Below are 19,129 nucleotides of genomic sequence, written 5' to 3'. Positions count from 1 at the left end.
GTGTGCCAATGGAATTGGCGTGATAAGCTACTCATCTACAGCCGCTAGAGCAAGAGATGGACGCATGGCCACCATAGAACATAGTGAAATCGTTAGAGCCTCCCCGGAGCGCGTATTTGACTTGTTACGCCGAGTGGAAGATTTTGCGGATTATTCGGACCTGATACGCTCGATCGATCGTCTTGGCGAAAACCGCTACCGCTGGCACGTGCGGGCAGTGGGCATGGATTGGGCGTTTGACGTGGAGGTAACCGATATCGATCCTCCAACGGTGCTGGCCTGGGAATCCCTGGAAGGTGTCAAAAACCAGGGGCGCTATCAGCTGCGTGCCGTACCCGAAGGGACTGAGGTGTCGCTGACGCTGAGCTATGACATCCGCAATCGTCTGATGGAAAAAGCGGTGAACAAGGCGGCCAAACCGCTGGTCGGAAAGGTCAGTCGGCAAATTCTCGAGCGGGTTGAAGCACGCCTCAATGCGTAAATTATCTCTCTATTCCTGGCGTTGGGCGGCCGCGTTTGCGGTGGCTGCCATGCTGGCCTACATATGGCTTTGGTACTCTCCGGACCTGATGGCGGTGAAACGCTGGGCCGCGACCATGTCTCATCATCCCGTGGTCGTGGTGACGGTCATGCTGACCATGGCGGTCACCCTGGCGATTGGCTTGCCTGGCAGTATTGGACTGTGGTTGATTGCCCCCTTTTATCCCCCCTTGGTCGCTACGGTGATGTTGACCATCAGCAGCGTCGCGGGTGCCTGGGGAGCATATCTGCTTGCTGCACGGGTCGGCGAGCGTTGGCAGCCCAAGGGGCTGACCCTCAAGGTTATGGACACGCTGAAAGCGCGTAGCGATCTGCTGACGCAATGTGCCATGCGTGTGTTGCCGGGCTTTCCACATTCAGTGATCAATTTTGCGGCAGGCTTGGGGCATATTGCCCTGGGGCGTTATCTGCTGGCTGCAGCCTTGGGGCTGGCCGTGAAATGGGCTGTCTACAGCAGTGCCATTTACGGTGCGCTGGAAGCCATCGAAGAAGAAGACCCGCTGCAGATGGACGTACTGCTGCCGCTTCTGGCGTTGACGGCTTTGTTGCTGGCGGGGGCCTGGTACCGGCGCCGCCTGGAAGCGGCGCAGGAGCAGGCGTGATGCGAAGGCCTATTCGGCTTTGTGCATCGAGGCATCCAGATGATCGACGACCTCGGCCCAGTCGGCATCTTCTTCCACTGCTTCGCGTAGAAAATCAGCTTGGCCCTCATTCCAGCAGGGGGCGTCTGCCAGTGGCATCTCCTTGGGCAACGGTGAGTGCCGCTGAATAAAGCGTTCGATGGATTCAGCATCCGAGCGTAATCCTAACTGCTCAAATAGTTCGCTAAAGTGATGTACCGGTTGATCCATAAGTGGCTTCCTATCCAGTGGGTGGTTAATACACGTTAAGGACATTGTTTAACCATAGCGGGAATAAACCACTATGCCAGTGTAGTACTGGCTAGATCATTTAACGTTCGCCCACTAGCGTTGTTAAAAATCGTCGCCTCTGATCCTCTAATGAAATTGGTTGCGCTAACATATGCACCAGTTTGGTGTAGGCGGCCTCGGGCGTCATGTCATCGCCGGATAGCACCCCAGCATTGTTGAGACCGTGCCCTGCTGCATAAGCCCCCATATGCACACTTCCTTGTGGGCATTGGCTGATGGCGGCGATGAGTTTGCCTTCTCCGGTCGCCTTGGCAATCACCTCTAGTAGTGCGGGGTTATCCGGTAAATTGCCTGCGCCCCATAGCTGTAGCAGCGCGCCTTTTACGTTTGGATGGCTAAGCCACGCCTCTAATTGCCAGGGCGCTATGCCAGGCCAGAGGGTAATGCGAACCACCTCGCCATTGGCGACAGGCTGGTAGTCCACCAGCTCAAAGCGCGGAGCCCCGCGCTGCTGGTAAGACAAGCCGCGGCTGGGGAACAGAATAAAGTCGTCGCCGATGCGCTCGCCCAGCAGTGGGTAGCTGGGTGATGAAAACGCCTCGACAGCCTCGCTGTGCTGCTTGATGGCGCGCGTGCCTCTGAGCAGGCGGTTGGCAAAATAAATGGCCACTTCCTGTAGTTCGGGATGGGCAGCAAATCGTAGAGCGCCGTAGAGATTTTGTAAGGCATCGCTGTTAGGAGCCTCTAGGGGGGCCATGGCACCCGTCAACACCACAGGCCTATCTAAGCCCTGCAATTGGTAGGCTAAGCTAGCGGCGGTCCAACTTAGCGTGTCGGTACCGTGAATTACCACAAAACCACGATGCTCCGTAAAGCGCTCGGCGATGTCGGCGGCTAACTGCTGCCATGTTATTGGGGTCGCCGCGCTGGAATCAATCAGAGGTGAGTAGCTGATGACATCATAAGCAGGGAGCATTTGTTGGTCCCGCAACGGCAGCTGGCTCAGTGCGCTGGCCAAGCGTTTAGGAAAATCACCGGCAGGTGAGAGCCCGTTAGCCTGAGGCTGCATACCGATCGTGCCGCCGGTGTAAATCACAAGCAGCCGCTCTTGGCTATCTGCAAGGAGAGGAGCCTGGCTCATCGCTGTATCCTGTTGAAAGCTAAGAAGTAGTTAGCGGTGATATACCTGTAGTTGGCCGCTTTGGTCATCAAGCTGCCGTTTGCGTCCCGCAAAGAACGCAAAGCCGCAGCAAACGCCGATCAATCCAATCAGTAGCCAAGCAATATGCTGCGTGGTAGCACCGGCTTGGAGCATCAGACCAACCCCAAAGGGCCCCAATGCGGCCAGGGTATAGCCACCCCCTTGCACCAAGCCAGAAAGCTGGCCTGCAAGGCGTTCGTTCGCGGTTCGCAGTACCAATAAGCTTAATGCAAGGCTAAAACTTCCGCCTTGCCCAAGCCCCAGCAACACGGCACCGGGCCATCGCCATGCCAACGGAGCGGCTAACAGCATGACAAGCCCTAAGGCGGTACATACCAATACCAACAGCAGGGCCGGGCGCTGGTCGTGATGCAATCGCGCAATCCAAGGCGCACTCAGTGCTGAGACCAGTTGGCACATAATGGAAACGGCCATCGTCCAGCCAGCGGTTGCCTCGCTGTATCCGCGCTCAATCAGAAGAGTTGGCAGCCAGCCGAAAACGATATATGCCATGGAAGATTGAATGCCCATAAAGAGCATCACCTGCCAGGTTAGCGGCTGCCTGAGTAGCGACACGAGGGGGATGCCGGTGGGCAGGTTAAGCGTTGGTTTTGGCGCAGGAGATGGTGCATAGCTGATCCATACGATGAGTGTAGCCAGTGCGAGCAGTGACCAACTGACTAGGCTGGCTTGCCAGTTGCCCAGCCACTGCATTAACGGCACGCTGAGCCCAGCGCCTAGAGCGCCCCCCAAGCAGAGTGCCATGGTGTAGAGCCCGGTGAGCAAATCTGCATTTTGAGGCAGCTCACGCTTGACTAGCGCGGGTAACAGCGTGCCCGCCAAGCCAATAGCACTACCGGCCATGGCGGTACCTAGATAAAGCAATCCAGGAAAAGGCAGAACCCGTAATAGCAAGCCGCTGGCCAGCAGGAGTAATGCGGCACTAAGTGCACGCTCACTCCCTATGCGGTTGCCAATCATTGGTGCCAAGGGGGCGGTTAAGCCAAGAAAAAGAACGGGGAGCGTGGTTAGCAAGCCCGCCGCTGAGGCGGAAAGCCCCGCATTTTCTTGCAGCCGACTTAGCAGGGGGGCGACCGAGGACATGGCAGGGCGTAAATTTAGCCCCACCATAAACATCAGCAAAATGAATCGGCAAGCGTGGCGTGAGATCATGAAGCGGCGCTTATTTTAAGTAGGGGCGAAGGTCGCCTCGCACCGCATCTAGCAAGGTGATGAAGTGATAATCTTGCGTGGTATCCAAGCAATCAACACGTGCCTGGGTACGCATGCCTTTATTGATATCAAGCTTGTCGTAAATTTCCAGCGTTAGCTTGCGTGCCGGTTTATCACCTGGCGCGATGATGCCATCTTCTAGGGTAAAAGTTTCCAATAGTGTGACTCGAACGCGGGTGCTGTTGCCTTCGCTTAGTACACGCCGTACAAATAACCAACCTTCACAGGGGAGTGAGGCGTTATCGCGTTCGCGTAAAAACAGAGTGCGATAACAGGCACCTTCGTTTGAGGCTTTTTCAGCCATGCTGCGATAGGCCTGCAAGACCTGATTAGCTGAGGCGCGGGCGTCCTCTAGGCGCTGAGAAATACCTTGATGCTCGCGGCTGAGTTGCTCCTGACGCTGAAAAGTCAGCCATTGACGATAATCTGCCATGAGTTGTGAAGACGCCATAATCACTCCATGAATTAATTCAGCAAAAACGCCGGAATAAGCGAGGCGCTACCTTCGCATATTCCGGGCGTTCGGGCTACCGGCGAGTGCGACGGCGGCGCTCGCCACCAGCATTGGCAGCTTGGCCGCCAGGCTTGCGGTTAGCCCTTGGCTGGCGCTGACCGCGGCGGCCATTCTCGATCGGTTCTGGCTTGGCATTGGGGTCTGGCTCAAAGCCTGGCTCAATATGTTTCGGCAGCGTTTGATTAATCAGGCGCTCAATGTTTTTGAGTAGGCCGTGTTCATCGACACACACCAAAGACACCGCTTCGCCATTGCTACCCGCGCGCCCCGTGCGCCCAATACGGTGGACATAGTCTTCAGCCACGTTGGGCAGATCGAAATTCACCACGTGAGGAAGTTCATTAATATCTAGCCCGCGTGCCGCAATATCGGTGGCTACCAGCACTTGTAGGTCGCCGCTCTTGAAAGCACCCAGCGCCCGAGTACGTGCCCCTTGGCTTTTGTTGCCATGGATCGCCATCGCGGGAATATCCTGCTTGGAGAGCTGTTCAGCGAGCCGGTTAGCGCCATGCTTGGTGCGGGTAAACACCAGCACCTGGAACCAGTTGTGGCGCTGGATCAGGTGGGCCAATAGATCGCGTTTTTTGTCGCGATCAACGCGGTAGATGGCCTGCTCAATTTTTTCTGCCGTGGTGTTGCGTGGAGCCACTTCGATGAGGGCAGGGTTATTCAGCAGTTGCTGGGCCAGCGTTTGGATCTCGTTAGAGAAAGTGGCAGAAAACAGCAGGTTTTGGCGCTGTTTCGGCACCAGACGCAATAGCCGTTTGATATCGTGGATAAAGCCCATGTCTAGCATACGGTCGGCTTCATCTAACACCAGAATTTCAATGGCGGAGAGGTCGACATGCCCTTGCTGGTGCAAATCAAGCAAGCGCCCAGGGGTGGCTACTAGAACGTCCAGGCCGGCTCTTAAAGCGTCGACTTGGGGCTGCTGGCCCACGCCACCAAAAATAATGTGTGAACGTAGTGAGAGGTGCTGCCCATAAGCAGCCACGCTTTCCCCCACTTGTGCAGCCAGTTCGCGGGTGGGTGTGAGGACCAGTGCGCGAACCTGGCGTTTGCCGGGGCGTTTGCCATTTGCCAAGCGCTGTAGCATCGGTAGCGTAAAGCCAGCGGTTTTGCCGGTACCGGTTTGTGCGCTGGCAAGAAGGTCGCGACCTTCAAGAACGACGGGGATGGCCTGTTGTTGAATAGGCGTAGGCTGTGTATAGCCCTGCGCAGTTACCGCGCGCAATAAATCGTCATGCAGACCAAGATCAGAAAAACTCATGCGTTCTCCGCAATCGCATAGCAATCGGCGCCACTAGCTCGGCGGCGTTGCTAGGCGTAATGTTCAAAAAGCGAGGATGGTACACCGTCGCGGCAGCGAAGTTTGCCAGATAATACGCTGTGCCGCGACGGGCATTTATACGTCTTGTAACGCCATACCAGGCATAACAAGGGGGTGACAGGGTAGCGCTGACAGTGATGTCATTTATTGGCAAAGAGTGTAACACGAAAGTCTCACACCAATGCTGTTCCCCTAGCGATTGCAATAAAGGTTTAGAAGTAGCCGCCTTGTCGAAACTGCTGAGCAATTTGTGCAGCAACACTCACCCAGCTTTCGCCCAACGAACGGACCAGGGCAGGGTAGCCATCCTGTTCAAGAGTGGTTTCTGCAGTGAAGCTTTTGAGTGCGAGCAACTCGCCATCGGTATCTCGAAGCTGCCACTGGCCGCTGGCTACCGCGACACCGTCAAAGCGGCCTTGGAATTGATCCACTTCCATGGACAGGGTGAGCGCCCCAGGGCTGCTACCTTCTGCTCGTACCACTTGCACGTTGGGTAACTGATCTGCCAATTCGGCCCGTAAGGCGCGTTCAAGCTGGCGCCCAATACCCTCCGCCCACTGGTGCTCCCGCGCTTCGTTTAACGTGATGTCGTCTAACTGCATCACAATCCCGTCCACGTCTAAATAGTGGGCTAGTCGAGGTGTGCGCACTTGCAGCGTGGCCTGGGCGTTAGCCGGTGCGTTCACTGCTGGGCTGGCAGGAAGCATATAGCGTGCAGGGGGAGAGACACTGCTAGCGCAGGCGGAAAGCAGCAAGCTCAAACTGATGATCAGCAGTAGTAGCGGTAATCGGCGTAACATGACGTTCAATCCTTCTTAACGGGGAGCACGAGGAATCGGGTCCTGCGTTTCTAAATTGTCGAACAGCAGCGCGCGTGGGTTCTCGTTCAGCGTCCGAGTGAGCGGTTGTAGGTCACGCATCAGCCGATCCAAACGCTCAATGGCGCCGGTAAGCTCTTGATAGGCGGGCGATGAAGGCGAGACCCCTTGAAGGGTGCTGCGCAGCTCTTCCAGCGTGCCGTTGAGGTTGCTCCCGATGGCTTGCGTTTCTGGATCATTGAGCAACTGATTGATAGACGCGCTGACTGCACGCACTTCGTTCAGTACACTTTCAGAAGCTTGCAGGTTGCGGTCCAGCCCGGCTATCAACGGTTCTACTTCCAAGGCGTTTAGTTTTTCAAGCAGGCTAGTCACCTGAGCCTGAATCTGTGCAAAACCGCCCGCTACCGTCGGAAATACGGTCCGCTCGGAGAAAACTTCCGCGACGTATTCGTCGGCAAGGTCATGCCGGAAGTTAAGGTCCACAAACAGCGCACCCGTTAACAGGCTGCCATTCTTGAGTGATGCCCGAAGGCCTAAGCCGAACATGCGCTTAAAGCGGTTATCCCACTCCTCCAGGTCGATATCGGTGTTTTCGATCCCTAAGCGTTGTGGTTCGATGCGGATGAGCACTGGGATGGCGAAACGAGCCCGCGAATCGGGCTGTGGCGCCGTAAAATTCCAGGGTACTGCTGCCACGGTACCAATTCGGACGCCACGAAACTCGACCGGTGCGCCTCGTGATAGCCCGCGAACCGTGTCATCAACAAGCAATACATACTCTAGATAGCGGTTAAATGTGCCTTCCCGGGCAGTATCTTCATCAGCATAGAGGTTAAAACGTGTATTGGCTTCTACCGGCTTACCCATGGGAAGATCTTCAGGCACACCAAAGGTGACACCGCCACCCAGCAGAGCTTCCAGCGATTCTACGTTGACCCGCACGCCGTCAGCATCCAGGCGGAAATCCACTCCGCTAGCGGTCCAGAAGCGGGTGCTATCGGTCACCAGCTGGGCGTAGGGCTCTTCGATAAATACTTGGTGGTGCATGGTACGTGTGCCTGCATCGAAGCGAGCGTCTTCTACGCGCCCTACCGTGTAACCTTGATAAGAGACGGGATCCCCAACACGCAGCGAATTGCCCAATTGGCTGACAAGGCTAATTTGTAACCCTGCTTGCCCAGCAGGCGCGACCGGTGGGATATCGCTTACCTCAAACTCTCGCTTAGGTTCCTCTGATTGCCCAGGCTCAAGCTGTATATAAGCCCCCGAGAGTACCGTGCCCAGGCCGCTGATCCCCTCGCGCCCTATGCGTGGCTTAACGACCCAAAAGCGACTGTCTTCGCGGAGCATGGCTTCGGCTTCGGGTTGAATTTGAGCCATCATCACCGCGTGAGACAGGTCATCAGACAAACGAACGCTCTGTACGCGGCCAATCTCAACATTGCGGCTGCGGATCAGCGTACTGCCCGCCTCAATACCTTCTGCGCTGTCCATGGTCAGCGTCACCATGGTGCCCCGGCTTGAGTAGTTATCATAAACCAGCCACAGCCCAATAATGACGGCCACCAAAGGAACTATCCAAATAGGCGATAGCCGAGTTTGTGGCGACGATTTGGCTTTATGTAACTCATTGTTTTCAGCGTTTGAGGTATTCTGAGGCGTGGAATCATTAGCCATCAACAGGTTCCTTGGTGGCCGCTTTACGGCGAAGAGGGCGTGGAGTGTGGGTATCCCAGATTAAACGAGGGTCAAATGTCATGGCAGCCAGCATGGTGAGCACTACGACGGCACCAAAAGCTAGCGCGGCAGGACCTGGTGTAATCGACATTAATGACCCAGCGCGGATGAGGGCGACCAAAATAGCCACGACAAATACGTCAACCATTGACCAGCGTCCAATAAATTCAGTTAATCGATAGAGGCGGGTACGGCTCTGTGCGTTGAGCTCGTTGCTGCGCTTAATCATCAAGCATAGCCATGCGAGTGCCACCAGTTTGCCAACAGGCACAATAACACTGGCGATAAAAATCACTGCAGCCACCGGCCAGGACCCCATTTGAATGAGCTGAACAACGCCGCCAACGATAGTGGAGGGTGTTGAGCTGCCCAAACTGGTAGTGGTCATGATGGGGTAAAGGTTGGCAGGTATATACATGATGCTGGCTGCAAAGAGAAGCGCCCAGGTGCGCTGTAAGCTATGTGGTAGGCGCTTATGCAGTTTTTCATGGCAGCGAACACAGCGTTCTTTTCCATGCTGAATGCGATTAATCAATCCGCAGGTAGGGCAGCCAGTGACATGCTGGCTAGCAGCGGTGGTGCCAGTGAGCGTGCCTTCAGGAGCAAGGGGTTCGCCTTCCAATGAGAACCACATCCAGTCAGCGTCAATGGACTGCACCGTCATTAATAACAGTATGGCGAACAAGCAGAATGCCCAAAAGGAGATGCCAAGTTCAATCTGCGCCATGCCAGCAACTTTAATTAAGCTTACCAGTGCGCCGATGATGAATACATCGGCCATCATCCATGGGGTTAGATGTGCCAGGGAGCGGGCAATGTCACGGCTAAAAGGCATAGGGCGAGACTGCAGTAAGCCAAACTGAAGCCAGACGACGCTTACAAGATATACGGCGGGCAGCACGACAATAGTCATCATGACCGCAATAGCTACTATCGGCTGGTGGAAAGCAATCAGCGTGGTAGCGGTCTGCGATAGATCAATGCGGTTGCCAACACCGCTAACGCTGAAACTGACAAAAGGAAAAGATACCGCGACTATTAATGCGACCAATGAGGCTAACGCTAGCGCCATACTGCGCTGAGCAGGATAACGGTGGCGCTTCACTAACACATGCGAGCAGCGAGGGCAGGTGGCTTTTTCACCAGAGTTCAGGGGGGGGAGCGCAGATACCCAGTCACATTCATGGCACGCACGCAAACGCCTTCGCTGGGTGCGAGTTTCAGGGGGGGAGCAATCAACCTGGGGTGTATTAACCGGCAGCGAAGGCCGTTTCATAAAGGCGTAATGGGGCAACAGCAAACTCTCTGTGCATAATACGGTTAGAACCAATACGATGGTATATCGTGTGTGTCAACCTAGGTGACCTGATAACTACTTGCAAACAGTACTTGACCAAATACCAGAGTTAGACAAGGATGCAGCCGCGATAGTGCCTAACATTATGACATCAAGGAACTGAAATGTTACTTGCCTTTATTGCTGTGGTAGTAGGCTTGGTCCTGCTCATCTGGAGCGCAGAAAAATTTATTGATGGCGCTGCGGCAACTTCGCGGTGGCTGGGGCTGTCGCCGCTGCTGATTGGTATGTTGGTAATCGGTTTTGGTACTTCTGCACCGGAAATGATGGTGTCGGTGCTGGCAGCGATGCAAGGCAACCCAGGCTTGGCGGTGGGGAATGCGTACGGTTCCAACATTGCCAATATTGGTTTGGTTTTGGGCTTTATCGCACTTATCTCTCCGTTAGCAGTGCATTCAGCTGTTATCCATAAAGAAATGCCCCTGTTGGTAGCGGTGATGCTGCTTACCGGCTATATGCTTTTCGACGGTTGGATTTCCCGTGCTGAAGCTATTGTGCTGCTAGTGGCGCTTGGCATATTTATTGCGATCAGCATTATTCGTTCTCGAGGTCAGGAGGATGATCCGCTGTTGGGTGAAGTGACCGAAAGTCTTGATAGCAACCCGATGTCGCGCGGTAAGGCCATCATGTGGACGCTGATTGGCTTGGTGCTGTTGATTGCCAGTTCGAGGCTGCTGGTATGGGGAGCTGTCGAGATCGCGGTAGCTTTCGGAGTCAGTGATTTAATTATCGGTTTAACCGTAGTTGCCGTAGGTACTTCTTTGCCGGAGCTGGCTTCTTCAATCAGCGCACTGCGGCGTAAAGAGCACGATATGGTGCTGGGCAACGTGGTGGGCTCTAACCTGTTTAATAGTATGGCCGTTGTTGGGCTGGCGGGAGTGATTGCACCTATTGAAGCGGGTCGTGAGGTGCTGGTGCGTGATTGGAGTGTCATGACCTTTATGACGCTTATGATGGTGCTCTTCGCATTTTCTTGGCGTGGTCGCCCACGGCGTATCAACCGCGTTGAAGGCGGTGTTCTCTTCGCCATTTTTATCGCCTACACAGGCTATATGGTCAGCATTGTGGTGATGTCTTAAACGATTGCACCGAAAAATGGTGGTTTTTCTGAGGAGTATGCGTCAACGCGACACAGCTTTTCAGGCAAACTATCGCTGTATAACGGCGGTCGAAACGTTAAACTACAACACATGTAAAGAATAAGCTTAGTGCTTATAACTAAAATGCAGCGCCATTAAGGCTCAACTAAGCTTGTGACACCCATTGATGGGATTTTAATCCAGGTCTTAGGAGCGTGTGATGGAACTCGACCCCCTTGTACTATCGCGAATGCAGTTCGCCTTCGTTGTATCGTTTCATGCGATTTTTCCGGTCTTCACCATCGGGCTGGCGTCTTACATAGCGCTGCTTCATGGGCTGTTCTTCAAGACCAACAACCCCGCTTGGGACCGCCTGGCACTGTTCTGGACCAAGGTGTTTGCCGTGGTTTTCGGAATGGGCGTCGTCTCCGGGATCGTCATGTCTTTCCAGTTTGGCACCAACTGGAGCAACTTCTCCCAGGCGGCCTCCAACTTCCTCGGGCCGGTGCTCAGCTACGAGGTCGTTACTGCTTTCTTCCTTGAGGCGGCATTCCTCGGTGTCCTGCTCTTTGGCCGAGGCAAGGTGCCGCAAGGGGTGCACCTGTTTGCTGCCATCATGGTGGCGATCGGTACGTTCATTTCGTCGTTCTGGATTCTTTCTGCCAACAGCTGGATGCATACGCCGGCAGGGGTAGAGCTCATCGACTATCGGTTCCACGTGGTTTCCTGGACCGAAGCGATATTCAATCCCTCCTTTCCTTACCGCTTCGCGCACATGGCCATGGCATCCTTTCTGACCGGTGGCTTCGTGGTGGCCGGTGTGAGTGCCTGGTTCCTGCTGCGTGGTCGCGACCCGGAAGCCAATCGTCGAGCGCTTTCCATGTGCCTTTGGTTGCTGCTGTTTCTGGCGCCAGCCCAGGCGGTCGTGGGTGACTTCCATGGTTTGAATACCCTGGAGCACCAGCCGGCCAAAGTGGCGGCCATGGAAGGGCATTGGGAAACCTCTGGCAACGTTCCGTTGCTGCTGTTCGCCATCCCGGACCAGGAAGCGCAAACCAATCGCTTTGAAATCGGCATCCCCAATCTTGCCAGCCTCATCCTGACCCACTCTACGGATGGGGTTATTCAGGGGCTGAATGAATTTGCTCCTGAAGAGCAGCCACCGGTCTGGATCGTCTTCTGGGCGTTCCGCGTGATGGTGGGGATCGGACTGTTGATGATTGCCACCGCCCTGACAGGACTGTTGCTGCGTCGCAAAGGCAAATTCCATCAGCACACCGGGTTCCTCAAGACGCTGGTGTACATGATCCCCATGCCGTTCGTCGCCGTGCTGGCTGGTTGGATCGTGACCGAGTCAGGACGTGCCCCATGGCTGGTATACGGCATGATGACCCATGCGGAAGGCGTGACGCCTTCGTTGACCGGCCCCATGGCGCTGTTTACGCTGGTGGGCTACGTGCTGGTGTATGCGGTGGTGTTCTATGCCGGTATCTACTATCTGACCCGCGTGGTGCGTAACGGCATGCTGCCCAAGGAAGAGCGTGAAACGGCAGGCGACAATTTCAGACGCCCCATGCGCCCGCTATCGGCCACGGAAACTCCCTTTGATGACGATGTTGACCCGGTGAGGAACTGAGACATGGAAATGTTTGATCTGACGATAATCTGGGCAGGCATCATCGGGTTCGGACTGATGATGTACGTGCTGATGGACGGTTTCGATCTGGGGCTTGGGATTCTGTATCCCTTCGCCCCGGACGAAGACGCCCGGGATGTGATGATGAACTCCGTGGCGCCGGTCTGGGACGGCAACGAGACCTGGCTGGTGCTGGCGGGTGCCGGTTTGCTCGGGGCTTTCCCGCTGGTCTATTCGGTCTTCCTGCCGGCACTCTATATTGGTGTGTTCTTGATGCTGGCGGGGCTTATTTTCCGGGGTGTGGCCTTCGAGTTCCGCTTCAAGTCCCGGCGCAATCGTCGCTGGTGGAACCGCGCCTTCTGCTGGGGCTCCGGCGTGGCCGCTTTCGCTCAAGGGGCGGTGGTCGGTGCTTACATTCAGGGGTTTCATGTCGAAAACTTTGCCTTTGCAGGTGGCGCTTTCGATTGGCTGACGCCATTCTCGGTACTGACCGGCTTCGGCCTGATGGCAGGTTATGCGTTACTGGGAGCCACCTGGCTGATCTTGAAATCCGAGGGCCACATTCAGGAGTGGGCGTACAGGATCACCCCGCTGCTGTTGGCGCTGGTACTGGGCGTCTTCGGTATCATCAGCATCTGGACTCCGTTCGTGAATCCGGTGGTCTGGGAGCGCTGGTTCGGTCATTTGCAGCTGATCTGGGTGTTCCCGGCATTGGCGCTGCTGTCGGCTTTCATGGTGTATCGCTCCGTGAAACGTCGTGACGAGGGCATTCCCTTTGTAGCCACCATCGGCATCTACGTGTTCACTTACCTGGGGCTGATCGTCAGCAAGTGGCCCATCATCGTGCCCCCCAACTACACGCTGTGGGATGCCGCCTCCGCCCCTGAATCTCAGCTGTTCCTGCTGATCGGTGTGCTGTTCGTCATTCCGATCATCCTGACCTACACCGCCTGGACCTACTGGGTCTTCCGCGGCAAGGTGCGCGTCGGCGAAGGGTACCACTGATTCATGGCCCCTCCTGCGGCCCAGTCGAATTTGTTGACGCCGCGCCGTTGGCTGAGCACGCTGGCTCGTCGTGAGCGAGCTCGGCTGGCGCTGGCGGCGTGCTTCGGCGTGCTGTCCGGCGCTCAGACGATCTTGCTGGTGGTCGGGTTGGCGTGGTCGATCGAGCAACTGGTCGTTCATGGCCGCTCACCTGTCACGCTGGTGCCCGTGCTGCTCGGTCTGGTGGTCGCCGTGGCGTTGCGCTCACTGTTTCTTGCCCTGCAAGAGTCGTTGAGTGCAACTGCCAGCTTGCGCATTCGTCAGTACGCTCGGGAGCAGGTCTTGAACAAGGTCGCCGCGCTAGGCCCGGTCTGGATGACGCGGCAGCAGAGCGGGGCCCTGGCGACCCAGTCGGTCGAGCACATCGAAGCCCTCGATGGCTATTTCGCGCGCTTCCTCCCGCAAATGCGCATCGTCCTTTTGCTGCCACTGCTGATTGCCGTCGTGGTGGGCTGGCTCGATTATCTGGTGGCCATCTTCTTGCTGCTCTCTGCGCCATTGATTCCGCTGTTCATGGCGCTGGTCGGCATGGGGGCAGAGCGTCTCAACAAGGAGCAGTTTGCTTCCGTTGCCAGGCTCTCGGCGCATTTCGTCGACCGCGTACGCGGCATGACGACGCTGCAGCTATTTGGTCATACGCGTGCTGCCCAGCAGGACGTCTGGTATGCCACCGACCAGTATCGCCGCCTGAGCATGCGCACTCTCAGGCTGGCATTTCTCTCGTCAGCGGTATTGGAATTTTTTGCCTCGGTGGCCATCGCCGTCGTCGCCATGTACGTGGGGTTTGGTCTGTTGGGCTATATCGATTACGGTCCTTCCCCCTCGCTGACCCTGTTCAGTGGTCTGGCGGTGTTGCTACTGGCTCCGGAGTTCTTCCAGCCCTTGCGAACCCTCTCGCAGCATTATCATGACCGTGCTGCGGCGCTGGGGGCGGCAGAGAGTATCGTGACCATCCTCAATGAGCCTGACGTGGTGCCGACCCGGTTCGACGCCCCCGTTGAACCAGATGCACTGATTGAATTGGTGGATGTCGAGGTGGGCTATGGTCGGCACTCGGCGGTCTTGATGGGCGTCTCGGCCACGATACGTCAGGCAGATGTGGTGGTTATTACCGGAGAGTCAGGCAGTGGCAAATCTTCCTTGCTGGCGCTGATGGCCGGTTTCATGGCGCCTCTGCGTGGCGCTTGCAGAGTCCGCCAGGGCGAGCAAGTGGCGTGGCTGGATCAATCACCCTGCATCATTCAAGGCTCGTTGGCCGATAACCTGCGCCTGGCGGCGCCTGATGCGACACCGGCTGCCATGCAGGAGGCCCTGGAAAACGCAGGCCTGGGTGAATTGTTGGCTGCCTTGCCCCATGGCCTGGAGACGGTGGTAGGGGAGCGCGGGGTCGGCTTGTCAGGAGGTCAGGCGCAGCGCTTGACCCTGGCTAGAGTATTTCTCAGCCAGGCACCGCTGGTGTTGTTGGATGAGCCCACCGCTAGCCTTGATTCGGCGACGGAAAAGAGCGTGATCGACGCACTGCTGGCCTGGTCGGCGGAAGGGCGAACGTTGGTCATGGCAACACATCACCCTGCGGTGATGGCCGTTGCCACTCGCCACTGGGTGTGTCGAGACGGCCAGCTTCACGAGGTGGCGCCATGAAGTTTCTGCACAATGACCTGAGCCCATGGCTGGCGCTCATGTTAAGGCGCAGGCAGCGCTTCCTCGTGGGTGCGCTGCTGGTATGGGTAACATTGCTGGCGGGCCTTGCGCTGCTGGGTTTGTCCGGCTGGTTCATTGCGGCGTGTGCCCTGGCGGGCATTGCGTTGGCTGCCGGGTTGCCGTCATCGCTGGATATTTATGTGCCCGGCGGCGGCATTCGTTTTTTTGCCTTGCTGCGCACTGTCGCTCGATATACTGAGCGGCTCTACAACCACAATACCGTGCTGACGCTGCTGGCGGATTTACGCTATCGCGTCTTTGGTGACTTGACGCGCCTGGATGACGCATCGTTGCGGCGTCGGCGAGTCGGTGAGTGGTTGAGTCGCCTGACGTCGGATATCGATGCCCTGGATAGCCTGTATCTACGCCTGCTGGTGCCGCCAGTAGTGGCCTTGTTGAGTGTCTGGATCGTTGCAGGTTTCATCGCTATTTGGTTGCCGCTGGTGGGAGCCGTCGTGGCCTGTGTATTGACGCTGCTGTGGCTGGTCATCACCCTGGGCTTTGCCAGGCTGGGTTTCACCAACAGCCATCGGCAAGTGGATGATCAGGAGGAGCTTCGGCGGCTGGTGTTGGATCAGGTGCAGGCGTCCGCTGAGCTGATGAGCTACCGAACCAGTGACTGGTATCGCAGGAAAATACGATCTCACGAACAGCAAGCGCTGGATAACCAGCGTCAGTTGGCCGTGAAGGCCGCGCTGGGAAATGCGCTACTGATGGCGGTAACGGGGCTGTTGATCATCGGTGTGCTCTGGCTGGGGAGTCTGGCACTGGCCGAGCAGCGCGTGGTGGGCCCCATCATGGTCATGGCCGTGATTGCCGTGTTTGGTATCAATGAGGTGCTGGCCAGCCTGCCTGCCGCTTTTGTGCGGTTTGGCGCCAGCCACGGGGCGGCCCAGCGGCTGAATGCCCTGCAGGCGACACAAGGGCAAACGCGTGTGGGCTCTCTTCCGGATGACGAGGGTGGCCATGCCCTGCAACTGCGTGAGGTCATGTTCCGTTATCCGGATGCGGCGGGCTGGGCTATATGCCAGGTTTCCCTGACCCTGCCCGCCGGTCAACGTGGTGCCATCATGGGTATTTCGGGTTCGGGCAAATCGACGCTGGCCAATTTGATCATGGGCCGCATCTCTCCCACTGAAGGGGACGTGTGGGTGGCGGAGCATGCACCCTCGGCCGTTACCCTCGAAAGTAGCGCAGCGCATATGGGTTATCTGCCCCAGCAAATAGACCTGTTCGATGGATCGCTGGCCGATAACCTGCGGATCGCCAAGCCTGACGCGACAGACGAAGAGCTTTGGCAGGTGCTTGCCCAGGTCGCTCTCTCGGACTGGGCGAAACGCCAGCCTCGTCAGTTGGTGGCTCAGGTGGGAGAAAGAGGGCAGCAGCTTTCAGGCGGCCAGGCGCGCAGAGTGGCGTTGGCGAGGCTTTTTTTACGCTCACCCTCGGTGGTATTGCTGGATGAGCCCTTCGCGGGAGTGGATGCGGCAACCGCCCGGCACGTGGCGGCCTCGCTGGACGCCTGGTTGGTAGGCCGTACGGCGATTTTCTTTGTTCATCAAGTGGATGATGCGGCCCTGGTGCCGGGTTTGGCTCATCAATGGCGGCTGGATGGCGGCAAGTTAATTCACGATACTTCATTTTGATATTCACCGAATCGGCAAATAGGCGGCGACCATGAACGACTTTTTACGACACCTTCCCAAGGCTGAGCTTCACTTGCATATCGAAGGTTCTCTCGAGCCAGAACTGATGTTCCAACTGGCGGAACGTAACGGCATCGAACTCCCCTATGCCACGGTCGAAGAGGCCAAGGCAGCGTATGATTTCAAGGATTTGCAAGGGTTTCTGAATCTGTATTACCGGGGCATGAACGTCTTACGCAGCGAACAGGACTTCTATGACCTGGCCATGGATTATTTCAAGCGTGCCCGTTCGGAAGGCGTGCTGCATATCGATATGCACTTCGACCCTCAGGCGCATCTGCAGCGTGGGGTACCTTTGGAGGTGGTCATGGCGGGACTGCTCAGGGCCAAACAGGAGGCCGAGAGCCAGCTGGACCTTTCAGTGGGTATGATCATGGCCTTCCTGAGAGATCGTCCAGCCGACGAGGCACTGCACGTTCTCGAGCAGGCGGCACCCTACTGGAAAATGCTGGATGCCATTGGCCTGGACAGCGCCGAGCGTGACAACCCGCCCGAGAAGTTTCAGGCCCTGTTTGCGCGCGCCAAGGAGCTTGGGCTGGTGCGTGTGGCTCATGCGGGCGAGGAGGGGCCTGCCGCTTACATTACGCAAGCCCTGGACCTGTTGGACGTTCAGCGCATCGACCACGGTGTGCGCTGTCTCGAAAGCGAAGACGTCGTGCAGCGTCTCAAGGAGTCCCAGACGGTACTGACCGTGTGCCCGCTCTCCAATGTCAGCCTGAAAGTGGTCGATCAATTGGATCAGCATCCGCTACCGGCGTTGTTGGAAGCGGGTCTGAAGGTCACCATCAGCTCTGACGATCCTGCCTATTTTGGTGGTGGGCTGCTCGAAAATCATATCGCCTGTGTCGATGCCTTTGGCTGGGGAGAAGATACCTTCAAATGGCTGAATCGCAATGCCATGGAAGAAGCCTTCGTCAGCGACGCGCGGCGCGCTGAACTGTTGAAGCGCCTGGAGGCAGCCTGATACAGCCTGCCGCCGCTCCTATGGGCGGCGGCATAGTGCATCAGGGTAGAGCGGGCACCTCGAAATCGGGCATTTCACCTGTCAGGGAGTGCAGAAATGCCGTGATGTTATCAATGGTGGGTTCGTCAAACTCACGTCCCAGCATTTCCTGGCCCATAATGGCCACGGCTTCTTCGAGCGTTTCGGTGGCACCATTGTTCATGTACGGGTAAGTGACGCCGACATTACGCAAGGTGGGGGTGCGGAAGCGGTACTTGTCTCTTTCTTCGCCGGTCACCACGTAGCGACCCAAATCTGTCGACCCCGGCACCTGAATGGCGTGGAACTGACTATCGGTAAAGTTGGCGCCGCGATGGCAGGCAATGCAGCCATTATCAACAAAAGCTACCATGCCGTTTTTCGCTTGTTCGCTAATCGCGTCCATGTCCCCTCTTAAATAGCGATCAAAGGGCGCATCCGGGGTATTGAGCGTTCGCTGGAAAGCGGCTAATGCCTGCCCTAAATTATCAGCGTTGATCGGGTCTTCTTGATCAGGGTATGCGGCTGAAAATTTATCTTGGTACCGTTCAAATTCAGCTAGGCGCTCCAAGGCATGCTCTAGCTGCATCGCCATCTCAACGTCTGCTTGGATGGGTCCTAATGCTTGTGCTTCAAGGTCGGGTTCTCTACCGTCCCAAAACTGTGCATCTAAAAATCCACTGTTGAGTACAGTGGGCGTATTGCGCTCGCCAACTTGGCCGTTATGGCCAACGGCGCGAGGTATGCGGTCTGACCATCCCAACGCAGGGTTATGACAGGTGGCACAGCTAATAACCCCGCTAGAGGAAATGCGCGGTTCAAAGAACAGCATATTACCCAGCTCAACTTTTTCCTCTGTCTGGGAGTTAGTGGCAGGTAATGGTGGTAGGTGTGGTAAAGGCTCAAACCTCTGGCGATACTCATCTAGGCCATCGCTTGCCTGCGCTGCGCTAGCAGAAAGCAATAGAGTGGCGCCGAGCGCTGAAATCACTTCATATTTGTTACGCATAGTTCCCTCTCTCATCTGGCTCTTTTTTAACGACACGCCGACAATTAGCGGTGGTGTGACGTGAGTATTAGCTTAAAAAAGGGCCGATTCTGGAAGGTTGCGCTGGGTCAAATGTTAAGTCTTTATGTGAGGCTTTCTCGGTCAGAGTACTAATGCGAAAAAAGTGTTGACGCGCTGATTTAAATGCGTAAAATACGCCCACATCGAACGGCAACGCCCTTCGAAAAGCTCTTTAACAATTTGATCAGGTAATTCATGTGGGCGCTTGCCGATGAGGGTGATAAATCACCAAATATCAAGGCAAGCGCACAAGAAAGATGTTCACATCTTTCGAATTCGTTTGAACCTTGAGCCAAGTTTGATCCGCTTT

At 56.3% G+C, this 19,129-nt stretch carries 18 protein-coding genes; 8 read left to right on the top strand and 10 right to left on the bottom strand.

The window, feature by feature from the left end; genetic code table 11:
* Positions 1–64: 64 nt before the first annotated feature.
* Together AC13CN_RS14005 and AC13CN_RS14000 are read left to right on the top strand one after the other, a co-directional pair.
* Complete coding sequence (locus AC13CN_RS14005) at positions 65–481, top strand: SRPBCC family protein (RefSeq protein WP_039182150.1); 417 nt, start codon at positions 65–67, stop codon at positions 479–481.
* Positions 474–1,142, top strand: coding sequence for a VTT domain-containing protein (locus AC13CN_RS14000; RefSeq protein WP_052509912.1), 669 nt, complete (start codon positions 474–476; stop codon positions 1,140–1,142). Before AC13CN_RS14005 ends, AC13CN_RS14000 begins: the two co-directional genes overlap by 8 nt.
* A 9-nt stretch (positions 1,143–1,151) precedes the next feature.
* Here the strand turns inward: AC13CN_RS14000 and AC13CN_RS13995 are convergent, their stop codons facing one another.
* From AC13CN_RS13995 to AC13CN_RS13960, 8 genes are all read right to left on the bottom strand, one after another.
* Positions 1,152–1,391, bottom strand: coding sequence for a DUF2789 domain-containing protein (locus AC13CN_RS13995; protein WP_044628276.1), 240 nt, complete (start codon positions 1,389–1,391; stop codon positions 1,152–1,154).
* A gap of 100 nt (positions 1,392–1,491) precedes the next feature.
* Positions 1,492–2,553: an asparaginase gene (locus AC13CN_RS13990; protein WP_062360363.1), complete on the bottom strand. Its 1,062-nt coding sequence runs from the start codon at positions 2,551–2,553 to the stop codon at positions 1,492–1,494.
* Between the two features lie 30 nt (positions 2,554–2,583).
* Complete coding sequence (locus tag AC13CN_RS13985; protein ID WP_044628274.1) at positions 2,584–3,786, bottom strand: MFS transporter; 1,203 nt, start codon at positions 3,784–3,786, stop codon at positions 2,584–2,586.
* 10 nt (positions 3,787–3,796) lie between these two features.
* On the bottom strand, positions 3,797–4,297 hold the full coding sequence (locus tag AC13CN_RS13980) for a hypothetical protein (RefSeq protein WP_044628273.1): 501 nt from the start codon (positions 4,295–4,297) through the stop codon (positions 3,797–3,799).
* A 76-nt stretch (positions 4,298–4,373) separates the two neighbouring features.
* A complete protein-coding gene (locus AC13CN_RS13975) occupies positions 4,374–5,630 on the bottom strand; it encodes a DEAD/DEAH box helicase (protein ID WP_062360360.1) in 1,257 nt (418 codons plus the stop codon).
* Positions 5,631–5,902: 272 nt separating this feature from the next.
* Complete coding sequence (locus AC13CN_RS13970) at positions 5,903–6,490, bottom strand: PqiC family protein (protein WP_062360358.1); 588 nt, start codon at positions 6,488–6,490, stop codon at positions 5,903–5,905.
* 15 nt (positions 6,491–6,505) lie between these two features.
* The gene (gene pqiB, locus AC13CN_RS13965) at positions 6,506–8,188 is read right to left on the bottom strand and encodes an intermembrane transport protein PqiB (protein WP_062360356.1); all 1,683 of its coding nucleotides are present in this window, start codon (positions 8,186–8,188) and stop codon (positions 6,506–6,508) included.
* Positions 8,181–9,524, bottom strand: coding sequence for a paraquat-inducible protein A (locus tag AC13CN_RS13960; protein WP_062360354.1), 1,344 nt, complete (start codon positions 9,522–9,524; stop codon positions 8,181–8,183). Before AC13CN_RS13960 ends, pqiB begins: the two co-directional genes overlap by 8 nt.
* A gap of 185 nt (positions 9,525–9,709) precedes the next feature.
* Between AC13CN_RS13960 and AC13CN_RS13955 the strand changes: the two genes are divergently transcribed.
* From AC13CN_RS13955 to AC13CN_RS13930, 6 genes are all read left to right on the top strand, one after another.
* Positions 9,710–10,684 carry a calcium/sodium antiporter gene (locus AC13CN_RS13955; protein WP_074210522.1) on the top strand — a complete coding sequence of 325 codons (975 nt, stop codon included), beginning with the start codon at positions 9,710–9,712 and terminating at the stop codon, positions 10,682–10,684.
* Positions 10,685–10,904: 220 nt separating this feature from the next.
* Positions 10,905–12,320: a cytochrome ubiquinol oxidase subunit I gene (locus AC13CN_RS13950; protein WP_039182128.1), complete on the top strand. Its 1,416-nt coding sequence runs from the start codon at positions 10,905–10,907 to the stop codon at positions 12,318–12,320.
* 3 nt (positions 12,321–12,323) lie between these two features.
* Positions 12,324–13,325: a cytochrome d ubiquinol oxidase subunit II gene (cydB, locus tag AC13CN_RS13945; protein ID WP_044628267.1), complete on the top strand. Its 1,002-nt coding sequence runs from the start codon at positions 12,324–12,326 to the stop codon at positions 13,323–13,325.
* A 3-nt stretch (positions 13,326–13,328) separates the two neighbouring features.
* Positions 13,329–15,005: a thiol reductant ABC exporter subunit CydD gene (gene cydD, locus AC13CN_RS13940; RefSeq protein ID WP_074210523.1), complete on the top strand. Its 1,677-nt coding sequence runs from the start codon at positions 13,329–13,331 to the stop codon at positions 15,003–15,005.
* Positions 15,002–16,708, top strand: a complete 1,707-nt coding sequence (cydC, locus tag AC13CN_RS13935; protein WP_253556850.1) for a thiol reductant ABC exporter subunit CydC — start codon at positions 15,002–15,004, stop codon at positions 16,706–16,708. Before cydD ends, cydC begins: the two co-directional genes overlap by 4 nt.
* A gap of 31 nt (positions 16,709–16,739) precedes the next feature.
* The gene (locus tag AC13CN_RS13930) at positions 16,740–17,732 is read left to right on the top strand and encodes an adenosine deaminase (protein ID WP_062360343.1); all 993 of its coding nucleotides are present in this window, start codon (positions 16,740–16,742) and stop codon (positions 17,730–17,732) included.
* A 40-nt stretch (positions 17,733–17,772) separates the two neighbouring features.
* On the opposite strand, the gene AC13CN_RS13925 is transcribed toward AC13CN_RS13930, so the two are convergent.
* On the bottom strand, positions 17,773–18,759 hold the full coding sequence (locus AC13CN_RS13925; RefSeq protein WP_062360341.1) for a cytochrome-c peroxidase: 987 nt from the start codon (positions 18,757–18,759) through the stop codon (positions 17,773–17,775).
* Positions 18,760–18,938: 179 nt separating this feature from the next.
* Positions 18,939–19,129 (bottom strand): hypothetical protein (locus AC13CN_RS13920; protein ID WP_483053216.1); only part of this gene is annotated, 191 nt, incomplete at its 5' end.

It is taken from the genome of Vreelandella sp. L-25 (assembly GCF_056857535.1).
The sequence above is the reverse complement of the archived record's forward strand: the minus strand, read 5'-3'. Positions and strand labels throughout refer to the sequence as shown.